This is a genomic window from Pseudomonas sp. NY15181 (assembly GCF_048068055.1).
Lineage (GTDB): Bacteria > Pseudomonadota > Gammaproteobacteria > Pseudomonadales > Pseudomonadaceae > Pseudomonas.
Window position 1 is genome coordinate 104134 of the sequence record NZ_JBLUPT010000004.1, and the last position, 13792, is coordinate 117925.

General features: G+C 54.1%; 9 protein-coding genes and 1 pseudogene. 3 read left to right on the plus strand and 7 right to left on the minus strand.

The features are described from left to right. Positions 1 to 18: 18 nt before the first annotated feature. Entirely contained in the window at positions 19 to 1695 is a 1677-nt protein-coding gene (locus ACNFBT_RS12235; RefSeq protein ID WP_416749611.1) for a DNA cytosine methyltransferase, read from the minus strand. Between the two features lie 34 nt (positions 1696 to 1729). On the opposite strand from ACNFBT_RS12235, the gene ACNFBT_RS12240 reads away from it, so the two are divergent. After that, positions 1730 to 2173 (plus strand): very short patch repair endonuclease, encoded by a 444-nt coding sequence (locus ACNFBT_RS12240; protein ID WP_416749613.1) that lies wholly within the window; start codon positions 1730 to 1732, stop codon positions 2171 to 2173. 12 nt (positions 2174 to 2185) lie between these two features. Here ACNFBT_RS12240 and ACNFBT_RS12245 read toward each other — a convergent pair whose 3' ends face one another. Genes ACNFBT_RS12245 through ACNFBT_RS12260 form a run of 4 tightly spaced genes read right to left on the minus strand, consistent with a single transcriptional unit; the run spans position 2186 to position 9388 of the window. Beyond that, positions 2186 to 4249, minus strand: coding sequence for an AIPR family protein (locus tag ACNFBT_RS12245; RefSeq protein ID WP_416749615.1), 2064 nt, complete (start codon positions 4247 to 4249; stop codon positions 2186 to 2188). After that, the gene (locus ACNFBT_RS12250) at positions 4242 to 5210 is read right to left on the minus strand and encodes a PD-(D/E)XK motif protein (protein ID WP_416749617.1); all 969 of its coding nucleotides are present in this window, start codon (positions 5208 to 5210) and stop codon (positions 4242 to 4244) included. Before ACNFBT_RS12250 ends, ACNFBT_RS12245 begins: the two co-directional genes overlap by 8 nt. Further along, complete coding sequence (locus ACNFBT_RS12255) at positions 5200 to 7950, minus strand: Z1 domain-containing protein (RefSeq protein WP_416749618.1); 2751 nt, start codon at positions 7948 to 7950, stop codon at positions 5200 to 5202. The genes ACNFBT_RS12250 and ACNFBT_RS12255 overlap by 11 nt, the downstream gene beginning before the upstream one ends. Further along, on the minus strand, positions 7940 to 9388 hold the full coding sequence (locus ACNFBT_RS12260; RefSeq protein WP_416749620.1) for an ATP-binding protein: 1449 nt from the start codon (positions 9386 to 9388) through the stop codon (positions 7940 to 7942). Before ACNFBT_RS12260 ends, ACNFBT_RS12255 begins: the two co-directional genes overlap by 11 nt. A 406-nt stretch (positions 9389 to 9794) precedes the next feature. On the opposite strand from ACNFBT_RS12260, the pseudogene ACNFBT_RS12265 reads away from it, so the two are divergent. Then, positions 9795 to 10010 (plus strand): annotated as a pseudogene (locus ACNFBT_RS12265) (WYL domain-containing protein); the annotation flags it as partial. 213 nt (positions 10011 to 10223) lie between these two features. On the opposite strand, the gene ACNFBT_RS12270 reads toward ACNFBT_RS12265, so the two are convergent. Together ACNFBT_RS12270 and ACNFBT_RS12275 are read right to left on the minus strand one after the other, a co-directional pair. Further along, positions 10224 to 10871 (minus strand): hypothetical protein, encoded by a 648-nt coding sequence (locus tag ACNFBT_RS12270; protein WP_416749622.1) that lies wholly within the window; start codon positions 10869 to 10871, stop codon positions 10224 to 10226. 172 nt (positions 10872 to 11043) lie between these two features. Further along, positions 11044 to 11916: a helix-turn-helix transcriptional regulator gene (locus ACNFBT_RS12275; protein WP_416749624.1), complete on the minus strand. Its 873-nt coding sequence runs from the start codon at positions 11914 to 11916 to the stop codon at positions 11044 to 11046. Between the two features lie 204 nt (positions 11917 to 12120). On the opposite strand from ACNFBT_RS12275, the gene ACNFBT_RS12280 reads away from it, so the two are divergent. Further along, the gene (locus ACNFBT_RS12280) at positions 12121 to 13191 is read left to right on the plus strand and encodes an ADP-ribosylglycohydrolase family protein (protein ID WP_416749626.1); all 1071 of its coding nucleotides are present in this window, start codon (positions 12121 to 12123) and stop codon (positions 13189 to 13191) included. The last annotated feature ends 601 nt before the right edge of the window (positions 13192 to 13792 follow it).

Genomic DNA, 13792 nt, shown 5'->3' on the forward strand with positions numbered 1-13792 from the left:
GCGCCAACAACCTGATGTTCAAGCAATCGCAACAAGCGGATGGTCCCTCTGCACGCCTGCAGCCGCCATCTGTTGCCGAACAACACCAAATACTATCGAAGCAATTTTGGACGCTAGCAGTGGGGGCACAGCATTACCCACCTGGTGGTACTGCTGCGTCTTGTTTCCTTGGAAGAAGTAGTTGTCAGGAAACGTCTGGAGCCTTGCCGCCTCTCTCACCGTCAGGCTACGGCATTGCAGGGGGTCATAGTGAATGAAGTAGTGCCCATCCTTCGAGATGTGACTGGTAATTGTAGTTGCAGGCTCGTTCTCGAGCTGTACGCGGAAGCGGTCACTGAACTTGCCGCTTTCCCAGTTTTTATGAGCGGGTGCGAGGCTAGGAAGATCAAACTCTTCGTGGCCCTTTGGTGAGCGATCATTCAGCTGTGCGAAGATGCTTGCGTAGATGTACCTACCCAAGTCAGAAGGCATATGGCTACGAGCCTGATGGTTGAGCCAGTAATCGAGGTGTTCGTCTCGATACCACTTGTCCAGATGCAGTATTCCAGTCGCTCCCTCGTCGCCCTTGCGAGGCACTCGTGGGGCACCAACGCCAAGCTTGGGGAGGTCGAGTTTCTGCCGCACAATCCCCAACTCGCTCGAAAGTCGCGGCTTGCCTCTTTCTTGGGCCTCACGCTTCAGTGTGCCCAGTTGATTAGCCACTTCGAGGTACCAGACCTCATCGCTATCTCGAGGTTTCGTCACACCGCTTCGGAGTTTTGGCAGCGTGCCAATTACCTCACCGACCGATACCTTGTCTGCTGTATCCAGCATAGAGTGCAGAGGAATCTCACCATTCTCATCAAGTGCTATACCCAGAAGGATTACACGGTGCCTGGCCTGCGGAATGCCGTGTTCCTCTGCCTTGATGATAAAGCTGCGGGGATCGACGAGATCGACATCCTCACCCGGGCCGTATGATTCTCGGCTAACCAGCGAGCAAATGCGGTACTTCGTGCCAGGCTCATTAATCTCAAGAGCCCGGTTCGGATCAGAGAGGTCTTGGAGAATCTGAGAGAAGATCTTTTCGCCCCCAACCCGGGACGAGAGGATACCCTTCACGTTCTCCATCACGAAAACGGCAGGCTTCCACTTCTGGATGATTTTGAGGTAGTCACGATAGAGGAAGTGCCGATGGTCATTTTCCGGCGTGTAACCAGCCTTGGCCTGATTGCGAGCACGCCCCACGATGGAGTATGCCTGGCATGGAGGACCGCCAATCAGCACCCAAGGGCGCTTGAAGTCTAGATTCTTTGTCTTGATGATCGCATGAAGCTCATCATCACCTTCCCTCGAACCCAAGGTAATGCAGCGAGCTTCTTGGTCGGCTTCATCCCACTCCTTCTTGGTGGCATCAGACCAAGGAGTGGCAGACTTACCATTGCAGTAGTCGTAGTAGTCCTTCAGCCCTTCAGAGTTCGCCCGCTTCAACCGACGGAAGAAAGCCCTTAGCCTTAGAGTTTCACGGGCAACGGGGTCCATCTCGGCCGAAACGACGATATCGAATCGGTTGCCATTGCCGGATGAAGCAAATCCCTCGCCCAGTCCTCCTGGACCTGCGAAGAGATCCACGATCTGTATGGGCTCACAAAGCGCAGAAGTGTTTTCCAAGGCGGTATCCTGCGACAGGGGCAAGGTCATCTGGGGTTTGTTCATGGACATAGTCAGCAGAGAAGTCAGGTCTCGAATGATGGCCGGCATCCGTGGCAGCGATACATTGCCAGAGATGAAAGTCAGGAAGCTGCTTCATCGGCAAGGCTTCAGGTACCGCTTGCATCAGCGAAATCTTCCAGGCAAACCCGATGTAGTGCTGTCTCGTTACCGGGTCTGCATCTTCGTTCATGGTTGCTTCTGGCACAGGCACCCGGGCTGCAGATACGCCACGACCCCCAAGACCCACGAGGACTTCTGGCAAACGAAATTCGACCAGAACGTGAAGCGTGACCTCAGGAACCGAGACGAACTGCTCAGGCTAGGCTGGCGAGTGATCGAGCTCTGGGAGTGCGGGATACGCGGACCGGAAGCAGAGATGAACTGGCTTCTGGAAACGATCCCGGATTGTAATCAAAAATACGTCTCCTGGCCCGACTTCTCCGACCAACCCGTTCCCAGCGATCAGCTCACAATGACCTGAGCCCATCGGCTCTCAGCATTCGATCTCCAGACGCTCCAGCAGATACTTCAGAGCGGTCTTCTCTCCCTTCGACAGATTCAGACGACCGGTGGCAATCTTGGTCAAAGCGCTCATGTTTTTTGGTGACGCCACTCCGCTTTGCCTAGCCTTGACGATGATTTCATTCGCCCGGGGCACGAGGCCGAACAGAGCGACATCGAAGTCAACCTCGAGGTTTCTGGCTGCTTCGCGATTGCCTTGTCGGGTTTCGTCACCGTAATTCTCCTGGGAAATACCGAACTGGAGAATCGCGTCACTCGGCACGCCGACCTTGCCCTTCACATGCTGCTCCCAGCAGAAATCTCGTTTCGCAAACTCCGAAATGTTTCTCACGTTGTCTGGTGGCGCCTTCAGGATATCTGCCACCCTCTGCGCCTCTACAAGCATCCAGCTAAGCATCGGCCCAGGAACACTCTGCTCTCGCCAAATACGATCGAGGTCAACCTGCTGGCCTTCCGATCGGAACCCGTCTGCGCAGGCCGCAATCGTGTATGTAACTATCTGAGCCTTGTAGCCTCGGTCAGCTTGGTACCAAGCTGACTTTTGAACGGCCTCATCAAGGTCGGTAAATAGAAGCGCCTTGGCCATTGCTCGGCGAAACCACGTTTCACTGAGCGAGGATCCATCACCAAGCTTCGTGAGTACCGATGTCGTATAGCGACTGAAGCATTTTTGGGCGCCCTCACTGACGTGATGGGGACGTCCCTCGAAAGACAACTCGAATTTCGCAAGGTCGGTCTTTGTCACGAGCCGCGTCTTCGGATACATCAGTTCGAGCTTCTTGCGCTCGGACGGGGTCTTGTACGAGAAGAGATTCTTGTACTGGCCTCTCGCCCGCTCATAGAACCACTTGCTGCTGTGAAGCTCGCCCGCTTTCTGGGGAACAGAAACCTCTTTGGAGAAGCGTTCAATTCGAATCTGTACCGGACTATTGGAAGCAAGATCAGCCAGCGAAACCTTGTTCTGAGTATTGGCGTACTCGGAGATTCGGGGTACTACATCAGCAAGCTGATTTTCCTCCACTACGGACAGCTTGACCTGGACGTAGACGTGATTGAGGTTCCTGCCCAGACCATCACGAGCATAGAGCAGGGACGCTGTGGTCTGCCCCCCGTTAACAATCTGGAAATCCTTGATGTGGGAAATTGCCAAAGCACCGTTGGCAAGCCTTCGGGTCTGCACGAAAGACGCCGTAGCAGTAATGCCATTGTTGTACGCGAAGAACATCCCTGGCTCGTCCGCGATAGTACGCAGAATACCTTTGTTGACGCCGGTCTTTGCCTGTAGATAAGTCCTGACGTTCTGCTCGAGCAGGCGATTTCCGAATGCTGCGAAGACCTTGGCCAGTACCGAACCCGGGATTGCAAAGAGATAACTCTGGTAGCTATCCGTCCCAACCGAAGCAGGCAGACATTCGATGGCACCATCGAAGTCCTCGTCGAAATCGACCTCGACCGGCTCTCCACCAGTCGAAGATATCCTCGAGTAGCGCTCGAGATCGAGGACGTTGATATGCATGGTCACGCCGTCGATATCTCTGGTTTCGAAGACGCTCTTGCGGACCCGCAGATGGCCATTGGTGAGCAGAATTACGCGCAGTCGCCTTATCCTAGCGTTGTATTGCTGAATCAGTACAGCAAGCTGATAAGCCGGGCTGGCCTCTTCCAAGCTATCAAGAAACTTTCGGCTGGTTGCAGCCCTGAAGAAGCGCTCGGCACCATCAACAGCTCGATCTATGTCCCGACTAATGATCGACGGCAGCTCCTCACCTTGCCGGTAATCACAAACCGCCAAATATAGATCGCCGGATTCACCGGAATCCCCTTCCAGCACATCCAGCGCATATCCATCTACGCGGTAGCCACCCTGCCCTTCCTTGAGTATCGGGCAGTACTCCATGTCCGGTGTATCGCCGTTCTCGGCAGCAACAGCCGAATAGATTCGGAAAAACTCGGTAATCTGGAGCTCATGATCCGCAATACTGCCAATGCGGACCTCCTCAAGCAGGTGCGAATACTCCTCCTGAAGATCAATCATTGATCAGGCCCACCAATTCAGAAGGGGCAATCACGAAGTCGCTTATAGTTTCACACGCGATCTCATATTTGACCTTGCAAATCCCAAGCGGGACGTTTCCAGGTACTAAACGCGGGAAGCTCTCCGTAACCCGATAGACTCTCAACTCTTCAAGCTTGAATGTCTCGTCAACATAGCCAGCATCGGGATCATAGCCCGCAACAATTAACTTGCGTTGGAACTCCATGAGTCCATGACTGTTGGTTACAAGCCTCGAGGAAACGGTCGAAACCAAAGATCCCAAGCTCACCCCCTCATCTGACGAACAAAAGCGATTGACTGCAATGAACAAATTCCGGCTGTCCCAGTCCAGCTGGTCCAGCGACGAGATTTTCAGTGATTGGCGCTGAGTAGAATGCTGCGCTTTCACTTCAATGCGCACACTGTTCAGACCAATATCGTTGGAGTCACCATCTGGTCCACGCCATCCGCGGATAGCCAGCGGAGCATCGACACAACACTCGTCGATAGCCCAAACCAACATGCTCAGCTCGCCAAGAAGACCCAATCTCTCGTTGAACGAGAGTTCGTGGTCGCGTCGGCGACGCAGTAGCTCTGCCCATCGACTCAGCCTGACCACGAAAATCCGGATCGCGCCTTCTGCTGCTCCCGCCACTGACGATGCATTTGCGAGATCACTACAGATGTTCGAGAAGAGGTCAGTTAACCCACGGTCCGTCAATCGCAAGGTCAGGCTATGAGTACCCCTGACCTCTCCCAGCTGGACATCGATGTTCTCGAATGCAGGTATCTCATCCGCCTTAAAGTCCGCAGTGGAGGACTCCAACGTGAACTCGCGCTCGCCCGCAACCGAAAAGCCTATGAACAGATCGAGCAGGTGATCAGGGCAGACACGAAAGCGTCCTGCACCGTGACCGCGCTCTGAAATTTCGTTCCACTTGCCGGTGAAGTCACTGTTCATCGTCCAGATCCTCATCGGTCTGAGCTTCTTCCAGTTGCTGCTTCAGCAACTGGGCCATCCGGACGGAAATAGCATATTCGCGTGGTTTCGGTGCCACTTCGGTGTTGGGGAAGGCCAGGCTCAAAGTGACAACCGGCAAGCCGCCTTGAAACTTGAGTTCTTTGCCGTCAGCTCGTTTCGAGTCAAGCTCGAAGTCAATCAAATGGATAACAAGCAGAGGGCGCTCTCTCGAAAGCAAGCATGACTTCTCGGCGCTGATCTTAGGATCTTCCGCTTCGATTTCCTTGATCCGCTCGTACAGTGCTGACCCGCGCTCCCCATACATGAGGTCATTGGGAGCAGCATCTGCTACAACGTTTTTCTCAGTGATTTTTACGACATCAGGATCGTCCGACTTGGGTACGCCGGAGTGTCGCTCGCGACAAAATACGTCCCCCATCCCCTCGATCTCCAGGGGAAACTTGAAAGAGCCCTTTTTTCTAAAGGGAATCGCAATGTCCCACTCGGCAAGCTCGCCAGCAGCCCGATCAGAGATGTAGTCAAGTGCCAAGCTTCTCTCTTCGTTGCCCAATGCAAACTCCAGCTGAGGGAGTTTGAATTTCCGAAGCAACTCTTGCACAACAGACACGTTGATACCGGACCAGACAAACGCCGACTCATCTTTCGCACGTTTGTCAGGGAAATCAGAATTGAGAGTAGACACCAATGAAGTGACTACCTCGAAGTGCTTGCGGTTGAAGTCGTCATTGTTGAACAGCTCGTATGCCTGTAAATGGCGCCCCGAAAGATCCAAAGCAATCAGGAGGGGTTTCGCTGCTCGCATCTTGTTCGCAGCCGTGATGGCGATACCTGTCGGACTCTGACGAACCTTAAGACCGAACTGATCTGGAGTGAGCCCCATTCTCTCCATGCGGACAAGGTCGTCTCGCAGCTCCTCAACTGAATCACTAACCTCGCGGAAATCTCCGAGCATGTCCTTGGTTGCGTGGATTCGGCAGAGTTTTTCGTATCCTGGACGGTAACCAAACCACCGCCCCATCTGAAGGAGGGTGTCAGCGGCCCCGACATTACGAAGCACATATGAAACCGCAAGGCCTTCGAGGGTAAGTCCACGTGAAAGAGCCAAGCCCCCAACAGCGATGACATGAAGTCCCGATTCAGGCGCCTTGGCATAGTCCAATCCGCCCCCACGCATATTGACCAAACGGACCTCGATCGATGAGATAGACCGTTGCAGTACTTCTCTCACCTCATTCCAAGTGAATTCGGAATACATTTCGTATTCTTTTTTCCAAACTTCGTGCAAACTACTTAGGACCTCGGATCGCTCCCAATTCGGACTCATCGACCATACTTCAGCAGTCGCTTTCAAGTCTTGGAGCAAACGATAGATCTCATCGTGAACCTGTTGCTGAATAGCATTGAACCTGCTGACGTTTACGAGCATGGAGGAATGGCGTTCCCCTTCACCCGCTAACGTACGGAGACACCTGAATAGCGCATATTCGAAAACAGCATTCTTGAGGCTTTGCGGAAGCTCTTTGACCGGATCTCCCGACTTATGCTTAAGCGGTAGAAGGTCCTGATAGTCGTCAGGAATCGACCTTACGCAAACATCGTAAAGCTCTCCATTTTCGGAAAACAGCTTGTCTGCCCCGATATAATTTCCCGGCGGTTCCAAAGACTTAATGAAGTGCTCAGGAAATAGATCATTCTTGAGCATTTCATCATTTGTATCTGGATCAATGAAGATATTCGCGAACGGAGTTGCAGTATACCCCACGTACGACGAGCGACGGGAACAGTCCAAGAGTTCACGAATGCGAGCATTGATCCTCGTCGTGGCCCCCGGATCCTTTGCCGTATTGATGGAGGCATTATCGGCCTCGTCATCAATCAACAACATTGGGCCTTCGAGCTGCCCGCCTTGACGAAGCCCTCTTAGCCAACCGGCAAGCTGCTCAAGAACTCTTTCATGTTTTTTTGTCACGAACAATATCGGGTCGGCAAAATTCCCTTCTGCTGCACCTATTCCGGTTGCCTTCCCAACATTGAAATCGGAAACCTGTGTTGTGCCACAATAGGGGTGGCGAATATCAGAGCTCTCGCCTTCGACCCCCTTGAATACATAGGAGACGGGATAAATCACCGACGCCACCGAATCACCAAGTGAGGACTTTCCAACAAAGGTCTGGTCAAGCCGCACTTGGGTCTGATATCGCAGCGAATTAGTAAGGCCCGCGAGAACAATGATGACTCGGTATCCGGCATCTGCCGCCTTGGCAATAAGTGCCGAGTAGTTGGTAGTCTTGCCGGACTGCACGTGTCCCATCACAAGACCTCGACGACGCCAAGACTTGCTCTCCTGAGGGTTGCCCAGATAGCCAACGATTTCGTCCGTTACGTTGTCTACGGACCCAACTACCTGGACAGGCAGGACTGAGTGATCCAACCAGTATTTCTGCAGCCGACGCCAGAAGTAGAAACTGATCTCTCCCTTACGCTTCGGGTACCACTCTTCAAAATCAGTTTTCAAAACATGGCCGTCATCTTGGTTGGTTCCGTAAAAAGTCTCAAGATGACGAATCAGCCGATCAGCCAACTCTTCCTCTAGGATTCTTGAAATTCCTGACTTCTCTTTTACATGACTTTCAAGAAACCCTTGAGGAACAGGAAATTTCCCCTTCACTATCTTGTCGATCTCCATTCGGAGAAAACTTAGAGCGGCATCAAAATCCATTTTTCATCCCCCACTTTTTGGCGGTATTTTTTCGGACATAGCTTTCAGTATATGTCCACTGGCTGGAGAAGGGTTCTACGTCCCGGATGAAATCAAGAAACTCGTCAACTTCAAGCGATCCATCACTGCTCTGAAGAAAATTGAGAACACACTGATGGACAAGAGACTCAAATTCCTCAGTTGAAGTCGGGCATTGATTGACGCCCACTCCATTTGCATCGGCAAGAAATCTGTCTGCCGGGAAATAGGACTCTAGAAGTCGAAGTACAGCATCGGCATTACCGGAAATGGAGTCCATATCCAGCAAGCTTGCCACCATGGGGTGATCTCGATTTACTCGATAGCGAACCTGGCCACTTTTGACATACCTTAGCCAGACGGACTGCACCTCAGGCCGGTCAAGCGAAACTCCTTTCTTACGATGAACCGAGAATGACCGTCGATTGAAGCGCCTGACGACATCCTGAAGACGGCGTTTGAGAGCAGCCGGAAGCTGAGCATCCGACTTATCCACAGTGATTCGCCACTCAGAGTCCAAAGTGTTAGGCAGGTCAACCCTGACCCTAGTCAGTTGGGAAAGCTCACCGTGTGGTACCAGTCGGAACCAAGTGCCGAATATGATGAGGCGCTTGTTTCGATAAACATAGAATCCCTGATTTCGAACCATTCCCTCGGGACCGCCCAGCCGCTCCTGTTCCTCGACGGTGAGTTTCGAAAAGTGAGGCAGAACGTAGGGCTGGATACTGATGGAAGATCCGCTTGCTGTCTTGATTTCATCGGCATCCAGCGTCTGCGTTGCATCATGGGAGGTCATGAATGGGTCGATTGGGCGCAACAGACGACCATTGACCGAGATAGTCAAACGCCGCTCGAGCTCACCTGCCAGATAGCGGTGAAATACCAATGACAGCCTCTGGTTGGCATGTGCAATGGCATAGGTAAGCGAGTCATCAAAAGAGAAACTGACATCCCTATCAAGCACACGATCGGAACGGGTCCATATCACTTCCGTACCTGATTTCGACTTGCGGGGTTTGGCCAGCAGGCCTTCTGCTTCAGGTCCTTCCAGAACCTCCATCCCCCAATCGTCGATGTCATCGATATCCCATCGCGCAGCATTGATAGCTCCGTCACACCACGAAACCACCGTCAGCACCCGGGCTTGAGACAGGGAGGCCGATTTCAGTCCCCATCCAAATCTCCCAAGATCGTCGGGCTCCCGTTCATCCTGTGGATTGGCGCTGGCGGGGCGCATGGCAATCTTTAGCGTCTCCAGGTCCATGCCGGCCCCATCGTCACGGATCCTTACGACAACATCACTTTCCTCGGGCTCGAACGAGATATCCACCCGAGTGGCCTTGGCCTTGATGCTGTTATCGATGAGATCCGCGAGAGCTGCTGCTAGGTCGTAGTTGCCAAAACTTCGCGCGGTCGCCATCAGGTCCCTTGCCTGGGGCGGATTCGCTATCCTCAATTCCCTCTCCTCAGCCCATCCAACTGGGCAATATGGCAACAACCCACTGCAACATTATCCTCAGCCGCAGTGTGGGTAAACGACGACTTTCGTGTATGGAAGAATGTTGCCGACGATTGGTTGAGTTTCCAGAAGGAATGCGCCTCTCGCCGACGCATCAACTGCCAAAACAGCACCACTCCCCTAGCTAGCACCAAGGCAAATGCAAGTACCCCTAAAGACATCCCGATACCAGTCACAGCTTTACTCCTTCCGCGTGCGAACCCGATGGTGGCGGTCGGCGAATGACACTCTGAGGATATGTAGCGTGGAACGACGCATCCATGGTGTTTACTCATACAGGTAAAGTTTTCGAGCAGATGTAGGGGCGATGAAACGCAAGCAGCCAATCGAGTCTGTGCGCAGGGATCTGGCCCTGCGTTATCGCCTGATCGAGACGGTGGCATGGTGGGAAGGCCGGCTGACAACGGGGCACTTGATACAAAGCTTCGGTATCAGTCGGCAGCAGGTATCGAAGGACATCAACACCTACATCGCCGAGCATGCGCCTAAGAACCTGACATATGACAAGCACCTGAAGGGCTACGCCTGCGCGACGGCCGCTCCATCGACCTGTTCAAACACACCTTCCGCTGCAGTGAGCCTGCCCATCTGCGGGGCCAAGACCTCAAGCATCTAGACAAGACGTCTGGACATCGCCAAAGCCTACCTGGGTCTGGCGATGATGGAGGTCGCCGGAGCGTGAACATTCCCATCTACGGCCCCCGGCTACCGGATCTGCAAATACGCAGGAAGAAGATCAGCTCACTACCGGATAACAGGCATCTCCCCAAAGAGTATTCGGGTTGTCCAGCATCAGTTGGATGATCAGGGGGACCAGCTTGCCAAGCAGGCTGCAGCAATCACGCAGTTGATCGCGGTTGACGCTGCCGTTCCACGTGGCGCCACCGTGGACGAGTTGGTTGCGCAGGGTATAGATGCGATTGAACAGTACCCCCAACACCGCTGGAGTATTGCGACTGGCAAGCGCTTGCTGAGCAGAGCGCTTACCGTTGCTGAAGCGCTCCTTCCACTCTGCCTCGCTGATCTTGCCGTTTTGATGGTCCCAGAAGCTCTGGAACACAAAGGGATTATCCAGCAATACACGGATGCTCCCGGAGAACTCGGACCAGACAAGCATCTCGATGCTGCGCGAAACGTCGAGTGAACAGAGCTTTTCCAGAAAGGCCTTGAAGGTCTCCTGCTCTGAGAGTCGACGCTGCTCGTCGATATCCGTGGCATAGGCCGCATTAAAGGCAATCCACAGGAAGATGAAACGACCATCGACATCATCAGCCTGTTCGGCGCGGTTCAGCCAACTCAGAGCACGGTGAATACGCAGGCTGAGATTGGGGTGCTGTTGGTCTCGCTCCAGGCGATGACGCTCCTTCAAGGCTTGGTACTGCATGCAACGACTCCCTGTGACAATGGCACAACGATAGCAGCCCTGTTCCAGTGCTGGAACTGCGACGATGTGCTGTAGCGTCACCAGGCATAAACGTGGCTACTGCGGAGTGGAATGGCGGACCGATTATCTAGGCACCACTCAACAAACCGCTCCGCACTACTGCTTCGTTCCGTCACTGATAGATCCACTGCCGAAGCTCTTCCAGGTTCGCCACCACGATCTGCTGCGCAGCGGCCTTAGCCTGGATCTTGTTCGGATCAATCTGATAGCGCTGCAGCACGTATTGCACCAAAGCACCGCGACTGGGGATTAGCAGTTGCTCCTGCTGCATGCCGTAATCCTGCGCGACGATAGCCTTCTGCTCCGGCTTCAGGCGCGGGTCAGGCTCAATGATCACAGTCACTTCGGAGGACCAACCTGCGTCCTCTTCTTGTCCGTTTTCGGAGACATCTAGTACGTCCGGTTCGCCACGAAAACGACTGAGGACGAAGTCGCGGTAGTCCCGGTTCTTCTCGCAGAAGGCCCGGACATGCCAGCGAATACCGGTATAGATGAGGGTGTGCGGAGCGATGAGACGTGTCTCTGGCACCGGATTGGCCAGAGAGACATATTCACACTCCAGGCGCAGTCCTTCACGGCAAGCTCTCACCAAAGGGCGCAACACCTCAGGACGTACCGAGCGATCCGGCACCTTCAGTACTTCGGTATGCGCATAAGCCAGGGCCAGCCCCTCGATGTGTGGTGCCCGCTCCTTGTTCTGGCTCAACAGGTGCAGGTAGGCACTGGCACTGCTGTCGATGAACTTTGGTGAGAACTTCAAGCTGGGGACATAGCCCTTCAGGTGCTTGTCATATGTCAGGTTCTTAGGCGCATGCTCGGCGATGTAGGTGTTGATGTCCTTCGATGCCTGCTGCCGACTGATACCGAAGCTCTGCATCAGATGCCCCGTGGTTAGCCGGCCCTCCCACCAGGCCACGGTTTCGATCAGACGATAACGCAGCGCCAGATCCCAGCGGACAGATTCGATCGACTGTTTCCGTTTCATTGAGCCTCCTTGTGTTCGAAAACTTTACCTGTACAGGTAAACACCATGGATATGTCGTTCAAAGCTACATAACCTGACACCGTCATTCAACAGATTCAGCAGCGAGCTGACACAGATGGGGCTGATCGAGCGCCCCGACATCCAACTGTCGCAATGCCAGCTGGAACTTTGTCAGCACGGCCGAAGAGATCTAAGGAGCGGAGTATGAATCGTCTGGATAGGATCAAAGGCTGCCTGCTGGGTGGGGCCGTCGGAGATGCCTTGGGGGCTCCGGTGGAGCTTCTCGATTGGACGACCATTGAGCGGAAGTTTGGCTCTTCAGGCATCCGGGATTTAGGTCAGGCCTATGGCATCACAGGTGCGATTACCGATGACACGCAGATGATGCTGTTCACGGCCGAGGGACTGTTGCGTGCCCATGTCAGACAAGAATCGCGTGGCCCCTGTCACCCGCCATCAGTGATCCACCACGCGCTATTGCGCTGGTACCTCACACAGGGCGGAGAGCCTGCCACCGAGGTGGCGAAAGATGGATGGTTGATTCAGGAGCGGGCGCTCTGGTCTCGTCGAGCCCCCGGTATGACGTGTCTATCGGCACTGCGTGCATGCAAGTCATTCGGTGAGCAAGCACGTAACAACAGCAAGGGCTGCGGTGGCGTCATGCGGGTAGCGCCCCATGCATTCTTCCCTGCCCCCTTCGAGCTGGCGGCTGAGTCTGCTCGCCTCACCCATGGGCATCCAACCGGTTATCTCGCGGCCGGGCTGTTTGCAGACATCCTCTCCCGCCTCCTGCCGCCCTCCTGTTCGCTGAAGGAGGCCATCCTGGGTAGCCTCCAACAGTACGGAGACCGGGAAGGCATGAGCGAGACACGCGAGCTAATCGAACTCGTGTTGGCATTTCATGAGAAGCGCGTTCGGCCCACCCCCAAAGTCATTGCACTGTTGGGAGGCGGATGGACAGCCGAGGAAGCACTGGCTATCGGACTATGGTGTGCATTGATGGCCGACAGTTTTGAGCAAGGCGTCACCTGGGCCGTCAATCACAGTGGCGACAGCAATAGTACGGGAATGATCGCCGGGAATTTGCTCGGCATCCAGCTCGGCTGCACCAACATTCCCGAGCGCTGGCTCGCATCGTTGGAGTTGAGCGAGGTGATCGAACAGATCGCCGTAGATATCGATGAGGTGCCGCGCGTTTACGGCGGTGAGTACGGTGAGTACGGTGAGGATCGCATTCTCGACAAGCAGATCTGCCAGCGATATCCGGGATGGTGATTGGGTCACCCCACCAGCCCCGCTCGACAGGGCGACGAGAAATGAACCTAGCGCCAGCGACGCAAGTTGTCGCGCGGCGTGCCTAAATTGTGGAACAACAAGGACTGAAGGTATCCCTATGCCGATCCCCCCGCCACCACTCACATTTAGCTGCCCACGTTGTTCGTGGCAGAAAACGACCCTACCGAAGAGCGATGTGTTCGCGATTGGACTCGATTATTACACCCAATGTCCGAAATGCGGTCACGAGCCAGTAGAGCGACACACAGCAACCATGATCGATGCAATGAAGGCTCGGCTCGAACACTTGCTTCGGCTTGATCGACGTTAAAAATCTCTGAACCTGGAGCATAGGCGCATGAAAAATCTTTTTGCGGTTATCGGCTTCATTGTTGTCGCCAAGAAAGGCTATGAGCTGTATCGCGAGCGGGAGGAGCGCGCAGCGAATAAAGGCATTGATGGTTAGGCAGTTGCACAGGCCAGCCAACCAACAATAGCTAGTTGCCATACTCCGGAAGCTTCCGTCATTCTATGCGCTTCTAGTTCGCCAAGGACGACGACATTGCCCACCACTTCCACGTAGCTGCAAGTTCTGGCGCTC

Coding starts and splice junctions, on each gene's coding strand:
- ACNFBT_RS12235 (WP_416749611.1), bottom strand. CDS start 1,695: ATGAACAAACCCCAGATGACCTTGCCCCTGTCGCAGGATACCGCCTTG.
- ACNFBT_RS12240 (WP_416749613.1), top strand. CDS start 1,730: ATGGCCGGCATCCGTGGCAGCGATACATTGCCAGAGATGAAAGTCAGG.
- ACNFBT_RS12245 (WP_416749615.1), bottom strand. CDS start 4,249: ATGATTGATCTTCAGGAGGAGTATTCGCACCTGCTTGAGGAGGTCCGC.
- ACNFBT_RS12250 (WP_416749617.1), bottom strand. CDS start 5,210: ATGAACAGTGACTTCACCGGCAAGTGGAACGAAATTTCAGAGCGCGGT.
- ACNFBT_RS12255 (WP_416749618.1), bottom strand. CDS start 7,950: ATGGATTTTGATGCCGCTCTAAGTTTTCTCCGAATGGAGATCGACAAG.
- ACNFBT_RS12260 (WP_416749620.1), bottom strand. CDS start 9,388: ATGGCGACCGCGCGAAGTTTTGGCAACTACGACCTAGCAGCAGCTCTC.
- ACNFBT_RS12270 (WP_416749622.1), bottom strand. CDS start 10,871: ATGCAGTACCAAGCCTTGAAGGAGCGTCATCGCCTGGAGCGAGACCAA.
- ACNFBT_RS12275 (WP_416749624.1), bottom strand. CDS start 11,916: ATGAAACGGAAACAGTCGATCGAATCTGTCCGCTGGGATCTGGCGCTG.
- ACNFBT_RS12280 (WP_416749626.1), top strand. CDS start 12,121: ATGAATCGTCTGGATAGGATCAAAGGCTGCCTGCTGGGTGGGGCCGTC.